Raw genomic sequence first — 18,184 nt, 5'->3', positions numbered from 1 at the left:
GTTAAGCTGCTTTTTTACTGCGTTCGCGCATTTGCTTAATGAGTTCCTGCATATTGGAATTCTGCAGCGCCTGGGCAAATTGGGAGCGGAAACTTTGCAGCAGGCTCACCCCTTCCACGCTCAGATCATAAATCTTCCACTGGCCATTTTTAGCCACGAGACTATAGCTCAGTGGAATATTTTTGCCATTTGAACGGACAATTAAACTGTTCACGCGCAAAAACCGGCCTTCAAGCGAGCCGCGGACAGGTAAAAATTTTACTGTTTCATCCGTGTATTCGGCCAAAGGACTGGCATAAGTACGAATAACCAGTTGCGTAAACGCCTCGGAGAATTGCTGACGTTCGCTCGGGGTGGCTTTCATCCAGGCTTGGCGTCCGAGCACGGAGCGCGACATGCCGCTGACATCAACATTGGGCAGCAGTGATTGCTCCACGGCGCGGTAAATCACCTGGGGGTTATTTTTTAAGGTGGCTTTGTTCTTTTCCAGCGTGGAAAGAATCTGATTCGCTGCGGTCTCAAGCATCGGGACGGGGGAAGAAGCGGCCCACAACGACGAGATTAACGAACAGGCCATGAGAAAAACAAAGGTTTTAATTTTTTTCATTGTCGTTCCTATTTCTTAATATTGAATAAGAGTTGTCCAATTAAATTTTCCAGAATGATGGCTTCCTGGGTTTTGGCAATCACATCGCCTTCGCGAAGGTAGGGGTGTTTGCCTTCGCCTTCATCCTCAAAACCAGGGACAATGCTGATGTAGTTTGAGCCCAGCAAGCCTTCTGTCAGGATGCGTGCCGACACATCCTCATAGGGAATCGGTTTGTCGCTGCGAAGCAGCATGGTCACCTTGGCATTTAATTCGCCGGGCTGCAATTCAATGCCCGTCACTTCACCAATCTTAACCCCGGCAATGGTAACCGGTGCTCGCACCTTCAACCCGCCGATATCCGTAAAATCCGCCGTGACGTGATAGCTTTTTGTGGATGAAAAGCTGGACATACCGCTTACTTTCATCGCCATGACCAGGAAAGCCAGTAAACCCAACAGCATAAAGAGTCCTACACTGATATCAATATATCGTTGTTTGCTCATGATTCACCAACCTCCAATCATCATTGCTGTCAATAAAAAATCAAGCCCCAACACAGCCAATGATGAATACACAACGGTTCGGGTTGTTGCTTGACTAATACCTTCGGCAGTAGGAATACAACTGAATCCCTGATAAACAGCTATCCACACTACAACAAAAGCGAAAACCATACTTTTAATTATTCCGCTAACCACGTCGAGACGGAAGTTAACAGAAGCCTGCATATTGGACCAGAAGCTTCCTGCGTCCACGCCCAACCAGTCCACACCAATGAAATACCCGCCATAGACCGCAACCGCTGAGAAAATCAGGGCCAGTAAAGGCAAGGAAATCAACCCCGCTAAAAAACGCGGATAAATCACTCGGCCCAAGGGATCCACCCCCATCATGTCCATACTGGCCAATTGCTCGGTGGCCTTCATGAGGCCAATTTCTGCCGTTAAGGCAGAACCGGCACGGCCGGCAAACAGCAAGGCGCTGATCACCGGACCCAGTTCACGCGCAATACTTAAGGCCAGCAATTGACCCAATTGGCTGGCAGCGCCGAATTTTTGCAGGGTATTATACCCCTGTAACCCCACCACCATACCAATAAACAACGCCGATACAACAATAATTAAAAAAGAAAGAAAACCAACCGAGTAAAGCTGCACACGCAATGCCGGCCATAATCGCGGCAAATCAGGCTTGCGGGCTAAAACCCCCAGTAAAAAAAGACCGGAATTGCCTACAGCCTGCACTGTATTCAAACCACGCCCGCCGAAGCGCGCCATTCTATCAAGCATCTAACAACTCCTCAGTATAGGGTTTTGCAGGATAATGAAACGGCACCACGCCGTCAGCTTCTCCATGCATAAACTGCTTAATCTGCGGCTCTGTCGATTGTTTTAAGGCAAGCGGCGTGCCATGACCGATGAGGCGGCCGCCGGCGATGAGGTAAGCATAGTCAGCGATTGAACAGGTTTCCTCCACATCATGGGATACGATAATCGTGGTCGTACCCAACAACTGGTTCAAGCGCTTGATTAAACGCACCAGAACCCCCATGGAAATGGGATCCTGGCCGGTAAAGGGTTCATCATACATCATCAATTGCGGATCAAGGGCAATGGTTCGTGCCAACGCCACCCGCCGCACCATGCCGCCGGATAACTCAGCCGGCATCAGTTCCGAGCCGCCCCTTAAGCCTACGGCCTCGAGCTTCATCAGCACCACGTCACGCAGCATCGTTTCATTCAACTCCGTGTGCTCGCGCAAAGGGAATGCCACGTTTTCAAAAACATTCAAATGGGTAAACAGGGCACTGCTTTGGAACAACAGGCCCATTTTTCGCCGCGCATCAAGAAGCGCCTTGCGGGAAAGCTGGTGCAGGTTCTGCCCGTCTACGCGGATCTCCCCCGAATCCGGGGCAAGCTGTGCACCAATCAGGCGCAGCAACGTCGTCTTGCCGCTGCCGCTCGGACCCATAATGGCCGTAATTTTTCCGCGCTCGACAGTCATATCAACGTTGTCAAAAATGCACTTGTCGCCGCGCATAAAAGTCAACTTGCTGATTTGCACCAGATTATCTCGCATGATGGGTTCCCATTCAGGTCAATTGGTAATTATATACTGGAAGGATACAATTTTGCGAATTTTAAACCATAAGGCAACTGCATTCTTCTGACTTGACGGCGTTTAAGGCAATTGCGTGGAGTCGCATGCAAAGAAAAATCGTTTCTGTTACAATAGCCGCCAGCTTAACAAACATTCATCCTCTATGAATTTTTGCCAATTGGGTCTTGCCGTTATCGAGACAGAAGCGAAAGCCGTTTTTGACTTGACGCAACGCATTGACGAACGCTTTGAAAAAGCCTGTGAAATCTTACTGGCCTGCAAAGGGCGCGTGGTGGTGACGGGCATGGGAAAGTCCGGCCATATCGCCAATAAAATTGCCGCCACCCTAGCCAGCACCGGCACGCCTGCCTTTTTCATGCACCCCGGGGAAGCCTGCCACGGTGATCTGGGCATGATTACCCGGCAGGATGTCGTCTTAGCCATTTCCAACTCCGGTAACACCAGTGAAATTGTGGTTCTCCTGCCCATGTTAAAGCGCCTGGAGATCCCTTTAATTGCCCTGACCGGCAACACCCAGTCCACGCTTGCCAAAACGGCCGACGTCAACTTAGACATTAGCATTGAGCAGGAAGCCTGCCCGCTTGGGCTCGCGCCAACCACCAGCACCACCGTGTCGCTGGTGATGGGCGATGCCTTGGCCATCGCGCTGCTGCAGGCCAGAGGCTTTAGCGCCGAGGACTTTGCCCTTTCGCATCCTGGCGGTGCCCTGGGCCGGCGCCTGCTGCTTAAAATCGACGAACTCTGCCACCGCGGCGACGAATTGCCGCTGGTCAGCGAACACGCCACCATCAGCGACGCGCTGATTGAAGTCACCGCCAAAAAACTGGGCATGACCTGCGTGGTAAATAGCCATGGCCGTTTAACCGGCGTTTACACCGACGGCGACATCCGCCGCACACTAACCAACCATTTCGACATCAACACCACCCCGTTAACGGCTGTTATGAGCCGGCAATGTAAAACAATCAAGGCCGGTACACTGGCTGCAGAAGCCCTGGCCATTATGCAAAAATACACCATCACCTCGCTCGTGGTGATTGATGAGGAACAGCGGCCCGTTGCCGTTATCCATCTTCATGACCTGCTGCGCGCAGGCGTTTTTTAAGGCAAGTGAAAATGAATAATCTGATTGAAAAAGCTAAGAAAATTCGATGCCTCATCTGCGATGTGGATGGGGTTTTAACCGATGGACTGTTGTACCTGGACAACCATGGCAATGAATTAAAAGCCTTCCATGTTCAGGACGGCATGGGATTGAAACTGTTGATGGCTGCCGGCATTGATGTCGCCGTCATTACCACCGCCCGCAACGCGGTCATTGATCACCGCATGCAGCAATTGGGCATTACCCACTATTTCAAAGGCCAGGTCGACAAGCGCAGTGCCTTTGAGCAACTGAGGGAGCGTCTTGGTTTCAATCTCGATGAAATCGCCTACATTGGCGATGATTTACCCGATTTGCCCATTATCCAGCGTGTCGGTATGGGCATTGCGGTGGCCAACGCCGTCAGGCAAGTCAAGGAATTTGCCGCCTGGGTTACCGATCAGCATGGCGGCCGCGGTGCGGTGCGGGAAGTCTGCGATTTATTACTCAGCGCCCAGCAGAAACAGGATGCGGCCTTAGCGGGGTATTTTGCCTCATGAACGCAGCCAAGCAGGCCGTCTGGCTCTTTTGCGCCCTGGTAGCATTAGCCTTCTCCGGTTACTATTTCGCCAGTTCCAGGGCTTCAACCGTTCGCCTCGATAAGCGCACCCTGTCCATTACAGCCGACACGGTTATTTCAGACCTTACGGTCAGACAATTTGACGCCAACGGCAAATTGGCCAATTACATCGAAACACCGGAATTGCGGCATATCCCGAAACAAGACACGCATCTGCTTAAACGGCCCCGTATTGTCATTGCGCAGGATGATCAGCCCGACTGGGAAATCCGCGCCAATTCTGCCCGCGCTATCCATCGCGGTGAAGAAATTACCTTTTTAAACCAGGTGGTCGTCCACCAGGGAGGCGATGCGCATACCGAGGAGAGCACCTTAAAGACAGACGAATTAACTTATTACCCCCAACAAAAACTTGCAACCTCCGACCTGGCTGTGATTTTTGAACGCCCGGGCAGCATTGTCCACTCTCAAGGCATGAAAGCTTACCTTGAACAAAAACATGTCCAGCTATTGAGCGGAGCGCGCGCGACCTATGAGCCTCGTGATGCATAAATCCATTTCATTCATTGCCTTTGGTGTTTTCCTGCTGGCGTCGCAAAACCTGCCGGCCATGCCCGACGATCGCGAAAAAATCATGTCGTTGTCTGCCGATACGGCTGATTTAAGTCAGGAAACCCATCGCGGTGAATACCAGGGCCATGTCGAGCTTGATCAGGGCACCACCCATCTGCGTGCCGCCCGCGCAGTGACAGAAGGCAATCAACAAAACAAGCTGGTGGTCGCCATTGCCGAAGGCGATAAGGAGAATCAGGCCCATTACTGGACCCAGACAGCCTTGGATAAACCCCTGCTCCATGCCTATGCCGATTCCATTCGTTATTATCCGGACAAACATCTTATCGAACTGATAGGCAATGCCCGGGTAGAACAGGGCAATGATTCGTTCTCAGCACCAAAAATCCGTTATGATACCCTGAAACAACATGTTTTATCACAAAGCGACGGTAAGTCGCGGACTCTGATTGTTATCCATCCTGAGAAAAAGGATGTCAAAAAATTTGAGAAAACGACATGACCTCACTCCGGGCTGAACATTTAAAAAAATCCTTCAAAACCCGCACCGTGGTCAATGGCGTCAGCCTGTCGATTAATCGCGGTGAATGCGTAGGCCTCCTTGGCCCCAATGGCGCCGGGAAAACCACCTGCTTTTATATGATTGTCGGGCTGCAGTCCTGCGACGAAGGCCGGATTATCCTGGACGACCAGGATGTTACCCGTGCCCCCATGCACCAACGCGCCCGCATGGGCATTGGTTATCTTCCCCAGGAAGCGTCTGTTTTCCGCAAAATGACGGTGAATGACAACATTTATTCCATTCTGCAATTACGCAAAGACCTGGATGAGCCGGCACGTCAGAAAAAACTGAATCAGCTTCTGGAAGAGTTCCACATTACCCATTTGCAGAAAAGCTTGGGCATGAGCTTGTCCGGCGGTGAGCGCCGCCGGGTAGAAATAGCCCGGGCTTTAGCCATCGAACCCCGATTTATTCTTCTTGACGAACCCTTTGCCGGGGTTGACCCGATTTCTGTGCTGGATATTAAAAAAATCATTTCGCACCTTTGCGATAAGAACATCGGCGTCTTAATTACCGATCACAATGTGCGTGAAACCTTAGATATTTGCAGCCGGGCTTACATCGTAAGCCAAGGGCAATTGCTTTGTGAAGGCACCCCCGATGCCATTCTCGCCAATCAACAAGTTCGCGCAGTCTACCTGGGCGACGAATTTACGTTATAGTCATGTTGCTCATCATTGATAATTACGATTCCTTCACCTACAATCTGGTCCATTATTTACAATCCCTTGGCGCTGAAATCCATGTGGCCGCTCATGACAGGATTAGCTTAAGCGACATCGAACAGCTCTCTCCCAGCCATTTAGTCATTTCACCAGGCCCTAAAAGCCCTGAAGAGGCTGGAATTTCCGTCGCAGCCATCCAGCATTTTTATCAACGGCTACCCATTCTTGGCATCTGCCTCGGCCATCAATGCCTGGCCTACGCTTTCGGCGGCCGAATCATTCGCGCCCCCACGATCATCCACGGCAAAACATCGCCTATTGTGCATCATAAACACGGCCTTTTTAAAAGACTGCCCAACCCTTTCCAGGCCACCCGCTACCATTCGCTGGCTGTCGACTGCGCGACGCTGCCTGATTGTTTTACCATTGATGCCTGGGCCCAAGACACCATTATGGCCATCTCCCATCGTCAATACCCGTTATTTGGTCTACAATTCCATCCGGAAGCGATTTTAAGCGAACACGGGTTAACTTTATTAAGCCATTTTCTCAATCATGAATACCAAAAAACTCTTTGAGCAACTCATTGAAAAGCAGCACTTAACGGCTGAACAGATGCGCGACATCATGCAGGCCTGCATGAAAGGCGAGCTTCAGGATGCACAAATTGCTGCCTTCCTGGCCTTGATGCGCATGAAAGGCGAAACCGTTGACGAATTGACCACGGCCGCTCAGGTGATGATGGAATTCGCCCATTGCATTGATTTGGGCGGTGGGCTCATTGACATTGTCGGTACGGGCGGCGACGGCAAAAATACCTTTAATGTGTCCACGCTAAGCAGTGTTGTGGCTGCAGCCGCCGGTGCCAGAGTGGCCAAACACGGCAACCGCTCCGTGTCGAGCTCAAGCGGCAGTTCCGATCTGCTGATGCAGGCCGGGTTCAACCTGACCTTAACGGATGAAGAATTAAAAACCTGCATGCAGCAGCTTGGGCTTTGCTTCCTGTTTGCACCACACTTTCACCAGGCCCTGCAACATGTCCGCAATGCCCGGCAACAATTGGGTATTCGAAGCTTCTTTAATCTCCTGGGTCCGCTGGTGAATCCTGCCAGGGTTAAACGGCAAGTTGTTGGGGTTTATGCCGAACACCTGCTCCGGCCTGTTGCCGAAGTGCTGGTTAATCTCGGCAGTGAGCGCGCGCTGGTCATTCACGCCCGCGACGGCCTGGATGAATTGAGCATTAGCGCAGTGGCAGACGTGGTTGAATACAGGGACGGACAATTTAAACAATGGGCATTGGATCCAGCCGACTATGGCGTCGCCCATCCTTCGCTGCAGGCGATTTTAGTCAACTCGCCAGCAGAAAGTTTGAAACGAATCGAACAGGTTCTCGCGGGTGAAAAAGGCCCGGCGCGCGATATTATTCTATTGAATACCGCAGCAGCGCTTTATTGCAGCGACACAGCTAAAGGCATTCCTGAAGGCCTTGCCCTGGCAGCAGAGGCGATTGATAGCGGCAAGGCACAACAGCATTTCTATCAACTCAGAGATTTAACTCAGCAATTCGGTCCTCATTCATGAACAGCATCCTAGACAAAATAGCCGAACAAAAACGGCAGGAAGTGGCATTGGCAAAACAACAAAGACCCTTATCCACACTACAAACGGCAGACACGTTACCGGTACGTGATTTTGTGCAGGCGCTGCAGGCAAAAAAACCCGCCATCATCGCCGAAATCAAGAAAGCATCCCCCAGCAAAGGCTTGATTCGCGCTGATTTTGATGTGGCGGCCATTGCGCAAATTTATGAGGCTCATGGGGCGGCCTGCCTTTCTGTTCTAACCGACAAACCGTTCTTTCAGGGAGATCCTGCCAATCTGCAAATGGCCCGACACCATACGTCTCTGCCGGTGCTGCGTAAGGATTTCATGATTGACAGTTACCAGATTTTTGAAAGCAGGGCTTTAGGCGCGGATTGTATTTTATTGATCGTGGCCTTACTTGATGACAGCCAATTGCATGATTATTGTCAAATTGCACAGGAATTAGGCATGGCCGTGTTGGTCGAGAGCCATACCCGCGATGAACTGGAACGTGCCCTGCCGCTGCCCACACCGTTAATGGGTATTAATAACCGCAGCCTGCATACCTTCAAAACCGATATTTATACCAGTGTTGATTTAAAGCACCTGTTGCCTGAGGGCAAATGCCTGATTACTGAAAGCGGCATTAACAGCCGTGCTGATATTGACTTCATGCAAAACCATGGAATTAACACGTTCCTAATTGGCGAGAGCCTGATGCGCATGCCAGACATCGGCGCCAAGCTGGATGAATTAATGGGGCAGATCAGCTAATTGCGACGCCAAATATTTTTCAAAAAACTCCTGCGCCGGGATGGGTCTGCTGTAATAATAGCCCTGATGAATAAAGCAACCCATCTGGCAGAGCAAATCACCTTGCGGTTTTTCTTCAATTCCTTCCGCAATCAATTTTAAACCCAGGCTTTGCGCCAGGGTAATGATTGCCCGCACAATGCTGTAATTTTTCTGATTGGTGAGTAAATCGGCAATGAAGATTTGATCAATTTTCATGGCGTCAATGGGCATTTGTTTAAGGTAACTCATGGAGGAATAGCCCGTGCCGAAATCATCAAGCGCCAATTTAAATCCGGCTCCCTTCAATTGATTCATCATCGCAATGGATTGATGGAAATTATCAATTAGGGTACTTTCCGTGATTTCCAGTTCAATTTGATGAGTCGCCAATCCAGAATCTTGTACGCATTGCACCAGCAACTCGCATAAATTCTCCTGGGTGAATTGTTTGGCAGCCAGATTAACGCCAATGGGCGGTACCACAATCTGTTGTTTCTGCCATTGCTTAATCTGTTGACAAGTCGTACGCATAACCCACTCGCCAATTAAGTTAATGGTGTTGGTTTCTTCTGCCAAGGCCATAAATACCCGTGGCGTCAACAGCCCGCGTTTGGGATGAAGCCAGCGCAGCAACACCTCTGCACTGACCAATTGACCACTGGCCGCATCAATTTGTGGTTGAAAATAAAGAACGAACTGATTTTCCTTTAAAGCCTGATTTAAGTCATGCAGAACCTGGTTTCGTTCAAGCACTTGCTTTTCCAGGTCGTCGCTGAAAAAAACATACCGGTTTTTTCCACCTTTCTTCGCCTCATACATGGACATGTCAGCGCATTTTAATAACTCATCGCCGTTCGTCTGGGTGGAACGAATAACAATGCCGATACTCGCCGAGGCAATGAACTCCTCGCCTACTAATTTAAACGGTCTGGCCAAGGCTTCAAGCAAGTCTTCAGCCAGTCCGGTCGCTGTCTGTCTCGCTTGCTCAAGATTGGGTAAATTCCCCAAAAGAACCGTGAATTCATCGCCACCCAAGCGGCTTAACAGCCCGCGGCCCTTAAGGTGATTTTCCATGGTTTTAGCGACATGACTTAAAAATAAATCGCCGACACCATGACCCAGGGTGTCATTGATGTCTTTAAAATTATCCAAATCAATAAACATCAACACACAATAATGGCCCTCTTTCTCACTGCGTTTAAGCGTCTCACTTAATTGCTGGCGCAGGACCAAACGGTTAGGCAACTGCGTTAAATCATCATAATGGGCCTGATGATACAGTTTTTCCTGCCATTCATTCTGGGAAAAGGCCACGGACAGGCGGTGAAAAATATCGTGCAGGGGCTGGGTTTCACAGCCATCGCATTTTTCCTCGTCGTAAAAGCCGAGACAAATGATGGCGGCCAGTTGCCCATTATGCAGAATGGGGAAAAGAACCCCTCGCGACTGTTTATCATTTAACCAGGCCAGAAAGGATGGCGGGTTATCTGACAGGCTTATTCTCATTTCAGGCGAGTCATTATAGCGCGCCAGTTCGTCAGGCGTACTGGGGATTGGTTCGTCAGGAATGGGGCTTTCCGTCCTGCCGTCAAAAAAAATACGCACGGATTTTTTATTTTTGCCTTTCACAAGTCCAATAAACAACCAATCATAATGAATCAATTCGTTTAAACGGTTGCGAAGAATAGCAATCACCTGGAGCACAGTCGCCTTGTCGACGATAGCCTGATCCAGGGTTGACATAAGCGACATGGCTTTAAACTGTTGATGGAGCTGGCTGGACATGGAGTTAAACGCTTCGCCCAATTCTTCAAATTCATCATTGCTCTTCATAACCGGCGTCGGAGCAAAGTCCTGCTGTGACAGACGGCGGGTGGCATCGGTTAATTGCTCAAGCGGAGTTAAGTAACGTCTGATTTGCGACTGGCTTAACAACATGGTCAATAACAGGGCGAGAACCGTGGTCGGCAGAAAAATCTCAATAAAATTCGATTGGGCGACAAAACTTAATTCGGGTTGTGCGAGAACAATAGCCCAGGTTTTTCCCTGCAGGCGGTAATCGAGAAAAAGGCTCCAGTAGCCCACATAATAGGGTTGGCCGTTGAGCTTCATCGATAAGGTTTTCGTATGCGTTTGTTTGACGACACTGTAGCTAACCGGCAGCGGCTCTTTGGTGTTGGTAAAAATTAACTGCCCTTCGCCATCCATAATCCACAGCAACGATTCCTCATGACTTAAGGCGAGATCCCATAGTTTTCGTGCATCCACCTGGCCTAGTAAAATGTAGGCGGCATTGGGACGGCAGGCAAAATAAAGCCCCTGAGCGGGCCCGGGTTTTGAAACATAGAACATTTTGCAATTACCCGGCTTTAAGGCCACCGCTGGGAACGGGATAAGTACCGGTTTTTCGGTCAGATGAATTATTTTGCCTGCTGCGGTTTTAAGCGTTACCGCGGCAAAACCGGGTATCGCTTTCAGGAGCTTATCCTGATTAGCAATAATCTCCTCTTCGCTGATGTGGTTGATACTTTGCCCGAGTGAATCGAATTGATCCCCCAGTTCAAAGAGGGTACCGGCCAACTCCATGCCCAGGCTTTTGACTTCCTTTCGCACCGAGAGTTCTTCATTGGCTTTGACCTGTTGATTAAACTCGGCGATTTGCAGGATGGCCAAGATAACAATCGGAATTAAAGCAGACACCACGAATAGAGAGAATATTCGCCTCGCGACCCTGCTCTGAAAAAAACGCCTTTCCGTTTGCATCGGCTAATCCTTGCTTAATAATCAGCGGCAGGGCCAATGTAGGCTCCATTATTCGCCCGCACTACATCATCCTGACTGGCCTTAGCGGTCAAGGGAGAAACGGAAGCACCGTCTTCACCGCTGCTATATAAATCATAGTCGGAATTAATCGGAACGAGATTTTTATCTTTTCTGGCCATCCCTTTTGCTGATGGACCGCCATTTAAAATATTGAGGTAACGATAGGGGTTTCCCCAGGGGTCGCGCAGATTGATGCCCAGGGTAGCCAGATTAGGGGGATATTGATTATTTTCACCGTAATATTTTTCAATGGCCATTTCCACCGTTTTAATATCCGCGGTGGCCGTGGTCATGTTCACCCGCGTCACATAGCGGTAATAACCGGGAATAAAAATGACCGACAAAACGCCGACTATGCCGGCGGCGAGCATCAGCTCAAACAGTGTGTAGCCTTGTTTTTTATTGAATTTAGGCCATGTCAATGCTCTGACTTGCAGTAAACCCAATTTTGTTTTTAGCATCCCATACCTTATTTCAATGCGATGACTTAAACCGTTTTTTTGATTATTTTCTCCTCAACAAGTTAAATAATAGCACAATATCTCAGCACCTGACGGCTTATCGTCCCGGCATGTCGAAATATAAAACGCAATGAAAATTAATTTGTTTTACTGTGCTAAATTTAGCATAATGGCTGATTTTTCGATCTCAAGGGTCCTATGACAACAAAATTGATTACTATCAAGCTCTTGGAAGAACTGGTTCATCAGGCCGAATTGAACCAGGAAGGAAAAACAGCCGACTATATCCCCGAGCTTGCCAATGTAAACCAGGATTTAACGGCTATTGCCGTCCAGCCCCTGGGAGAACCCTCTTTATCTTACAGCAATCACCCGCTTAAGCCCGTGACGCTGCAAAGCACCGGTAAAATGGTGCCCTTAATTGGCCTGCTCGAAGAATTTGGTTTTGAACAAGTCTTTGAATGGGTTAAGGTGGAACCATCCGGCGATGATTTCGCCTCCATTACCCGCCTGGAGCAATTTGGTCCCAAGCCATCCAACCCCATGCTCAATGCCGGCGCCATTACCCTTTGTTCGCGTATCCCCGGCACAGGCGAACAGCAATTCGCCTGGCTTGAACACTGGATTCAGAAGCTATTTAATCAACGCTTGACGATGAACCCGCTGGTGTTTGCTTCGGAAAAACGCACGGGCGACCGCAACCGTTCCTTGGCTTATCTGCTGAAAAGCCGCAACAATCTCGGCACGAACGTGATTGAAACCCTGGATTTGTATTTCGCGTTGTGCTCTTATGAAGCCATGCTTGAACAGATGCTGTTTTTACCGACCGTCCTGGCCAATGGGGGACGTAACCCCGAAACGGATGAACAGGTCATCTCACTTGAAACCTGCAAAATCACCTTGGCGATTATGGCTACCTGCGGCCTTTATGATGAAACCGGCACGCACATGGTACGCACCGGCATGCCGGCGAAAAGCGGCGTCTCCGGTTACACCATTGCCTCAGTGCCCGGAAAAGCGGGGATTGCCGTCTTAAGCCCCCGCGTCAATCAGAAAGGCAATAGCATCCGCGGCGAAATCATGCTGGAAGGGTTATCCAAAGCCATGAACTGGCATTTTGCCTTGCCTTAGCGCCGATGATTAACCCTAGCCCCCTTCCGTTACATTCACCTGCGGCAATTCCTGCGTTGGGCTGACGATATGGACGTAGGCTTCCTGGGTAGCGGCTGCATTAGTGAGTTTAAATAACTGCTCACCCGGTGCGGGCGCCGTCAACAAATTCGAAACATCTTCAACATCCGCACTGTGGAGATTAATGGTATCCGCCGCCGCTCCGCCATCCGCCTTGATTTGCAGAACGGAAACCTGGGTTCCATCATTTAACTCAAGATTCAGTTCACTGCCGGACGACAGCGCCAGCACGGAATCCAGCGTCAGGCTTATGGTATTTTGACCCTGGCCCGTCATATCAACGGTTTCCCAACCGGTATCAAAATGCGCATTAATTTCCTGAGCACTCACTTGCATGCCATTTTGATTAAATTGCACCGTATCGATTCCCTGATTGCCGCTGACCTTGCCCAAACCATCCATGGTATCGGGAATCAACACCACGTCATTACCGGCACCAAAATCAAAATGCCCCTGAGCATTAAACTCAATGAGGTTGATGGGCAAGGTATCATTAATCTGCACGCCAAATTGGGTAACGGAGGTATCGACCAACCCGGTGTCATCGGTCACGGATACCTGCACATGCCGGACCACCCCTTCACTGGCTTCACTGGCTACCGGGGTGAAGGTTAAGGTTTTAAGCATAAGCTCATAAGCGCCAACCGGCACGAGCTGGGTGGGATTTAACGCCGTAAAGACATAGGCATAATTATTCCCGGTACCGAAATCCTCAAATTGCAACACGTAATCGTCACCGCCATAGGTAATGGTGACCTGCCCCAGCCCCATATTGAAAACAACATCGGCAGTCGATACGAGGTTAATGGCGTCACCGGCAATGAAATCGCTGCTGCTTACCACCGCTTTACTTAAGAACGCGCTGTCCGCATCGCTGACTGACTCTACTATCGCCGCACTGCCAGTCGTCAGGTTTTGAATATTGGCTCCCAGATCGACGCTGAAAATAATGTCATTGTAATCGCGGTCACCGCCATTTTGTAAATCTTCAAAACCGACAATCAGCAACCCCGTATACGCAAGAAGTGCTGGGTCTTGCTGATCAAACGTCACACCGCTTAAGGCATGCCCTGCCGGAAAAGACGCGGCATCGGTGTTTAAGCTTTTATCGTGGCTGAAATACACATTGCCAATGAGTTCAGTATTGCCGACTTTCACGCGCCCATTGTCAATGGAAACCTGGTTGTTTAAATTGTCTATGGAGGTGATGCCCTGGCTTGTCACTAAATTTTTAATGGTCACGGCATTGACGTTGTTCACGCCGTTCCTATCCAAATCAGCACCGTCCTCAATCAGGAAAAATCCAATACCTTGCCCGGCTGGTATGGTCGGGATATTAAACGTGTCGGATTGATTTAAACCAAAGGCATTGACGGTATTTTCGATTAAATTCGTGCCGCCCACACCGGATGTCACGACTGCGGACGCATCAAGCCAGATAAGACCAGCGGAATTGGCAATAATGTTTCCAGCAGCATCATAAAGGTAATAGCCCACCATATTCTGGTGGCCAGCACCTTCAGAAATGAATTTGACTTGCACAGGCGTTGGTATTTCAATGAGGGTGTTGGTTAAATCAACGCCATTGACCGGAACATTGACCACCTGCCCTTCGCGGCCCAAGGCCTGCAATAATAAATACTCGGCCACTTCAGCATCGCCGTAGGGCTGCTGCCCCTGCTCAGTCCGGGTAAATTCGATGGTTTTGGTGAGCAGTGTAACCTCGGGGGGCTCCACATTATCGATTTTAATGGTCAGTATGGCATTGTCTTGATCGCCGTCAGCATCCTGGATGGTGTATCCTATCTGGATTTGCTCATCCTGGTTTACATTGGCTGCAATGTAAGTGTAGTCACCTGTCGCAAAATTAAAGGTCAATTCACCGCCGAGTGCGTCAAACACGGTCAATTCGTTATTCACAACGCCTGGATCATCGACATGATACGTCTGATTGTCGAGGGTAATGGATATAATGCGTTGATCATGCGGGCCATCGCCGCCAAATGCATCATTGGCAAGCACGTTGCCGGTGACGGCATTGTTTAATTGCTGCTGCAGGGTGGCATCCAGATCGGTAGGGTCCAGCACCTGAATGATTTCATCGCCGCTATTCCCCACAGCAGCGAGCGGGCCGGGATTAAACTGGCCAATGCCGACCGGAATCACATTGATGTCATTGTTGTCAACAAACGATTGCCAGCTCGCCGGTGCACCAGCATTGGGCGGGTTCGGAACACCATCGGACAGGAAATACACCACATGTTGGTAATCAGAGATGGGTGAGGTCACGGCAATGTCTGATTCAAGTAATCCACGCGTAACATTCAGCGCGTCATTGTATTCCGTAGCCGATCCCGGGATTGGATTTTCACTGACATCCAGGCCACTGATAAAATTCAGCGCGTCATCAAGTTCACCGTTTAAAATATCAAATTTTTCGGTCGCAAAGGCTCCGGAATTATTCGATCCTGAAGCAAAGGGCACGATGGTAATAATAACCGTCCCATTGTAATCGGCATATTGATTGGTCAGGTTAACCAACGCGTCCCGGGCTAAAGCCAGTCGGGTTGTCAAACCCTCATCCGTGACAATGGGTTCACCCATACTGCCAGAGACATCCACCACGTAGTAGATATTTAAATTAGCCACAGGTTCAGTCACCGGAGCACAATCATTAACCGCAATCGGCAGATCATCCTGCACATTGATGGCAAAACGGCCATCCAACGACACGGAATCACCATCACCATCCACGGCATTAAGCACGGCACCGAGGTTAATGGCTAAGGATTGCGTGTCATCATCGGTGGCGACTGGCGGCGAGGGATGATCAAGCGGCCCCATCAGATTGAACGTGTAATGGCCTGTTGCCTGATCAAAGGTAAAATTGAATAGTGTCTCACCACCCGGGTTCAGCGCTTCAAGGCTTGTTTCTGTGCCGGCCTGGAAGGACGTGTAACTGAGGGGTTCACCATTGGATGTCAATCCCATCCCCTCAAGAATGTCGGCAAAATTCGCGTTTAATTCAAAACCACTCGCATGGTCCGCCCCAAAATCAACAAGGCTATCCAGGGAGCCGCTGACTGTCAGTGTTTGCACCGCATCAGCATTCCCCTGGGGTAAAGCATCCTCATTGACCACTTGTGCGGTATCGCTCTGATTGGTTAACCGTGGACCATCGTCATCAATGGCGAAAAATCCCTGGCTGACATCGACTGTGCTTTGAGCCTGGTCACCATCGGCATCCGTGACGGTAGCGACCACAGCGAGGCTGCCTATTGCAGCATTGAGGGTTGAGGCGTCATCAGGATTACTGGTATCCGCATGCCAGACATTGATGTACTGTGTGAAGGTCACCACGCCCGTCTGACTATCAATAGCAATGGTAAAATATAGCTCGCCATTGAGCTTGCCTTCAACGGTATTGGCATTGAGCTGTTCCAAACGAATTTCATCGCCCCTGCCCTGGGGTTGTGACGAATCCACGGCATACAGGCCTGATCCCGTGCCATTGGCCGTATTCACAGACAATGAATAATCGACCTGGCCTAAGCCGTCTTCACCTGGATTAATATCAAAAATCGGGCTGTAATCGGCCGATGCAGAAGCAGATACGGCCAGTTGGGTTTCATCCACAGCCAACTGCGGTACTGTTTGCATGGCATCGATGCTAATGGTGGGTCCATCATCATTGATGGAGAAAATGCCATTGCCCAAACCAATGATGTCGCTGACCGCATCGCCGTCGCCATCGATGGCGGTGGCCCGGATAAATAAATCGTTGACCTGTTCGGTGATTAAACTGGATAAATCATTGGGATTGAGCGTATCACCATGCCAGACAGACAAGTTTTGCGTAAACGTCACCACGCCCGTAACGGCATCGACGCTTATCGTGAAATATTCGAGGCCATTGGCCATGCCGCGTATAACGCCCTGATTGTCAACCAGTTGAATTTCAATGCCTTTACCCTGCGGGGCCTGGTTATCAACGGTGTACAAACCCGAACCGGCCTGATTGCTTTCAAGACCCAGTGAATAAACCAGATGCCCGGGATGCGCCGCGGTATTGTCCATGCCAAAATCAAAATGATTGGCAAACGCAAGCGCAAAATCGGCCGTATCCACCGCACCCTGCGTGGGGATAAAACTCTCATCGACATTCAGCCGCAGGATGTCCTGCTCCCCTGTGCCCACAATTCGGGGCCCGTCATCAAAAATGGTCACGGTAAAATCGCAACTGGCCTTGGCGCCATCCGCTTCACGGGTAGCGGTCATGATAACCGGAACAGTGATAAAGTCATTGGGATCATTAGCGTTGGCGTGTTGTACCGGAATTAACTGCTTGAATTCGAGAGTAATACCCACTCCTGCACCGGGTGGATGCACAATAATTGCCCATGTACCGTCTGTGGCTGTCAGTGTCGCGGTTTGCGAATCCCAGACGGCTGAATGGCCATCTGCAGCTTTAAGTTGCACATCGCTGATGGCGCTGCTTGGCGTATTGGACTGCCACCCCTGCACCACAGTTTGTAAACCGGCCGTCTCATCAACGACCACTGGCGTGGCAGCGATTACAAAGGGAGGCGGTAATTCACCGCCGGGTGGTAATCCAGGAATGCCCACGTCGCTGATTAAATCATCTGCATCAAACAGGGTAACATAATCCTCCCGTCCCATGCTGTCAAAACCGACGCCAATGGTGGGATAGCCCGCGGTTACCGCGCCTAAGCCATACATGGGATCAAGAATAAAGAAATGACCGCCTTCGCCCAAAAGCTCCTGACCGGCAGCAGTTTCTGCCAATGCCTCAAGAATAAACGCTGGATCAATGCCTTTCGCCAGGGCCTCATCGATGATATCTCCTATCAGGGATTCAGAAGTCCCCGTTTTCAACAAGGGGGAAATGCCATCAATATGCAGCGGCTGATTAAGCGATAGCGCCGTGGGAAAATCTTCAGTCAACAAATGAATGTAGGCATTACCGCTCAAAAGGACCAGGGTATCCCCTTCATGAAACGGGGTACCCAGCCTGACCAGTTCGTTTTGTCCATTACCTGAATGTTTTATCAGAATGCCTTCGAGTCCCTGAACCACTCCGGATGCAGTCTGTACAACCATGTGTGATAAACCTTAAAAAGCAGCAGTTACTTTATT

Annotated in this window: 16 protein-coding genes; 9 read left to right on the top strand and 7 right to left on the bottom strand. The window is 49.9% G+C overall.

Annotated elements, in window-relative coordinates:
* Position 1: 1 nt before the first annotated feature.
* The 4 genes from Lery_RS11605 to Lery_RS11590 are packed head-to-tail and all read right to left on the bottom strand — an operon-like array spanning position 2 to position 2,668.
* A complete protein-coding gene (locus Lery_RS11605; RefSeq protein WP_058527417.1) occupies positions 2–607 on the bottom strand; it encodes an MlaC/ttg2D family ABC transporter substrate-binding protein in 606 nt (201 codons plus the stop codon).
* 8 nt (positions 608–615) lie between these two features.
* Positions 616–1,092: an outer membrane lipid asymmetry maintenance protein MlaD gene (gene mlaD / locus Lery_RS11600; RefSeq protein ID WP_058527416.1), complete on the bottom strand. Its 477-nt coding sequence runs from the start codon at positions 1,090–1,092 to the stop codon at positions 616–618.
* A 3-nt stretch (positions 1,093–1,095) separates the two neighbouring features.
* Entirely contained in the window at positions 1,096–1,878 is a 783-nt protein-coding gene (mlaE, locus tag Lery_RS11595; protein ID WP_058527415.1) for a lipid asymmetry maintenance ABC transporter permease subunit MlaE, read from the bottom strand.
* Positions 1,871–2,668: an ATP-binding cassette domain-containing protein gene (locus Lery_RS11590; RefSeq protein ID WP_058527414.1), complete on the bottom strand. Its 798-nt coding sequence runs from the start codon at positions 2,666–2,668 to the stop codon at positions 1,871–1,873. Before Lery_RS11590 ends, mlaE begins: the two co-directional genes overlap by 8 nt.
* Before the next feature lie 184 nt (positions 2,669–2,852).
* On the opposite strand from Lery_RS11590, the gene Lery_RS11585 reads away from it, so the two are divergent.
* Genes Lery_RS11585 through trpC form a run of 8 tightly spaced genes read left to right on the top strand, consistent with a single transcriptional unit; the run spans position 2,853 to position 8,531 of the window.
* Positions 2,853–3,815, top strand: a complete 963-nt coding sequence (locus Lery_RS11585; protein WP_058527958.1) for a KpsF/GutQ family sugar-phosphate isomerase — start codon at positions 2,853–2,855, stop codon at positions 3,813–3,815.
* 11 nt (positions 3,816–3,826) lie between these two features.
* On the top strand, positions 3,827–4,354 hold the full coding sequence (kdsC, locus tag Lery_RS11580) for a 3-deoxy-manno-octulosonate-8-phosphatase KdsC (protein WP_058527413.1): 528 nt from the start codon (positions 3,827–3,829) through the stop codon (positions 4,352–4,354).
* A complete protein-coding gene (lptC, locus tag Lery_RS11575; protein ID WP_058527412.1) occupies positions 4,351–4,926 on the top strand; it encodes an LPS export ABC transporter periplasmic protein LptC in 576 nt (191 codons plus the stop codon). Before kdsC ends, lptC begins: the two co-directional genes overlap by 4 nt.
* Positions 4,916–5,449, top strand: a complete 534-nt coding sequence (gene lptA / locus Lery_RS11570) for a lipopolysaccharide transport periplasmic protein LptA (protein ID WP_420324166.1) — start codon at positions 4,916–4,918, stop codon at positions 5,447–5,449. The genes lptC and lptA overlap by 11 nt, the downstream gene beginning before the upstream one ends.
* Positions 5,446–6,171, top strand: a complete 726-nt coding sequence (lptB, locus tag Lery_RS11565) for an LPS export ABC transporter ATP-binding protein (protein WP_058527410.1) — start codon at positions 5,446–5,448, stop codon at positions 6,169–6,171. The genes lptA and lptB overlap by 4 nt, the downstream gene beginning before the upstream one ends.
* A 2-nt stretch (positions 6,172–6,173) precedes the next feature.
* Complete coding sequence (locus Lery_RS11560; protein ID WP_058527409.1) at positions 6,174–6,752, top strand: anthranilate synthase component II; 579 nt, start codon at positions 6,174–6,176, stop codon at positions 6,750–6,752.
* The gene (gene trpD / locus Lery_RS11555) at positions 6,730–7,755 is read left to right on the top strand and encodes an anthranilate phosphoribosyltransferase (RefSeq protein ID WP_058527408.1); all 1,026 of its coding nucleotides are present in this window, start codon (positions 6,730–6,732) and stop codon (positions 7,753–7,755) included. The genes Lery_RS11560 and trpD overlap by 23 nt, the downstream gene beginning before the upstream one ends.
* Positions 7,752–8,531 (top strand): indole-3-glycerol phosphate synthase TrpC, encoded by a 780-nt coding sequence (gene trpC, locus Lery_RS11550; RefSeq protein ID WP_058527407.1) that lies wholly within the window; start codon positions 7,752–7,754, stop codon positions 8,529–8,531. The genes trpD and trpC overlap by 4 nt, the downstream gene beginning before the upstream one ends.
* On the opposite strand, the gene Lery_RS11545 is transcribed toward trpC, so the two are convergent.
* Both Lery_RS11545 and Lery_RS11540 read right to left on the bottom strand, forming a co-directional pair.
* Positions 8,511–11,315, bottom strand: a complete 2,805-nt coding sequence (locus tag Lery_RS11545) for an EAL domain-containing protein (RefSeq protein WP_058527406.1) — start codon at positions 11,313–11,315, stop codon at positions 8,511–8,513. The two genes, trpC and Lery_RS11545, sit on opposite strands and share 21 nt — an antisense overlap.
* Before the next feature lie 14 nt (positions 11,316–11,329).
* Positions 11,330–11,836 (bottom strand): prepilin-type N-terminal cleavage/methylation domain-containing protein, encoded by a 507-nt coding sequence (locus Lery_RS11540; RefSeq protein ID WP_058527405.1) that lies wholly within the window; start codon positions 11,834–11,836, stop codon positions 11,330–11,332.
* A 198-nt stretch (positions 11,837–12,034) separates the two neighbouring features.
* Here Lery_RS11540 and glsA point away from each other — a divergent pair, with 198 nt between their 5' ends.
* Positions 12,035–12,967 carry a glutaminase A gene (gene glsA / locus Lery_RS11535; protein ID WP_058527404.1) on the top strand — a complete coding sequence of 311 codons (933 nt, stop codon included), beginning with the start codon at positions 12,035–12,037 and terminating at the stop codon, positions 12,965–12,967.
* A gap of 15 nt (positions 12,968–12,982) precedes the next feature.
* Here the strand turns inward: glsA and Lery_RS11530 are convergent, their stop codons facing one another.
* Positions 12,983–18,148, bottom strand: a complete 5,166-nt coding sequence (locus Lery_RS11530; RefSeq protein WP_058527403.1) for a DUF5801 repeats-in-toxin domain-containing protein — start codon at positions 18,146–18,148, stop codon at positions 12,983–12,985.
* Between the last annotated feature and the right edge of the window lie 36 nt (positions 18,149–18,184).

Source organism: Legionella erythra, assembly GCF_001467615.1.
Taxonomy (GTDB): Bacteria; Pseudomonadota; Gammaproteobacteria; order Legionellales; family Legionellaceae; genus Legionella_C; species Legionella_C erythra.
This window is presented reverse-complemented; position numbering and strand designations above follow the sequence as displayed.

Excerpts from the sequence above, each read along its gene's own strand:
- glsA (WP_058527404.1), top strand. The coding sequence starts at position 12,035 with ATGACAACAAAATTGATTACTATCAAGCTCTTGGAAGAACTGGTTCAT.
- Lery_RS11530 (WP_058527403.1), bottom strand. The coding sequence starts at position 18,148 with ATGGTTGTACAGACTGCATCCGGAGTGGTTCAGGGACTCGAAGGCATT.
- lptB (WP_058527410.1), top strand. The coding sequence starts at position 5,446 with ATGACCTCACTCCGGGCTGAACATTTAAAAAAATCCTTCAAAACCCGC.
- mlaE (WP_058527415.1), bottom strand. The coding sequence starts at position 1,878 with ATGCTTGATAGAATGGCGCGCTTCGGCGGGCGTGGTTTGAATACAGTG.
- Lery_RS11605 (WP_058527417.1), bottom strand. The coding sequence starts at position 607 with ATGAAAAAAATTAAAACCTTTGTTTTTCTCATGGCCTGTTCGTTAATC.
- kdsC (WP_058527413.1), top strand. The coding sequence starts at position 3,827 with ATGAATAATCTGATTGAAAAAGCTAAGAAAATTCGATGCCTCATCTGC.
- mlaD (WP_058527416.1), bottom strand. The coding sequence starts at position 1,092 with ATGAGCAAACAACGATATATTGATATCAGTGTAGGACTCTTTATGCTG.
- lptC (WP_058527412.1), top strand. The coding sequence starts at position 4,351 with ATGAACGCAGCCAAGCAGGCCGTCTGGCTCTTTTGCGCCCTGGTAGCA.
- Lery_RS11540 (WP_058527405.1), bottom strand. The coding sequence starts at position 11,836 with ATGCTAAAAACAAAATTGGGTTTACTGCAAGTCAGAGCATTGACATGG.
- Lery_RS11585 (WP_058527958.1), top strand. The coding sequence starts at position 2,853 with ATGAATTTTTGCCAATTGGGTCTTGCCGTTATCGAGACAGAAGCGAAA.
- Lery_RS11590 (WP_058527414.1), bottom strand. The coding sequence starts at position 2,668 with ATGCGAGATAATCTGGTGCAAATCAGCAAGTTGACTTTTATGCGCGGC.
- trpC (WP_058527407.1), top strand. The coding sequence starts at position 7,752 with ATGAACAGCATCCTAGACAAAATAGCCGAACAAAAACGGCAGGAAGTG.
- trpD (WP_058527408.1), top strand. The coding sequence starts at position 6,730 with ATGAATACCAAAAAACTCTTTGAGCAACTCATTGAAAAGCAGCACTTA.
- Lery_RS11560 (WP_058527409.1), top strand. The coding sequence starts at position 6,174 with ATGTTGCTCATCATTGATAATTACGATTCCTTCACCTACAATCTGGTC.
- Lery_RS11545 (WP_058527406.1), bottom strand. The coding sequence starts at position 11,315 with ATGCAAACGGAAAGGCGTTTTTTTCAGAGCAGGGTCGCGAGGCGAATA.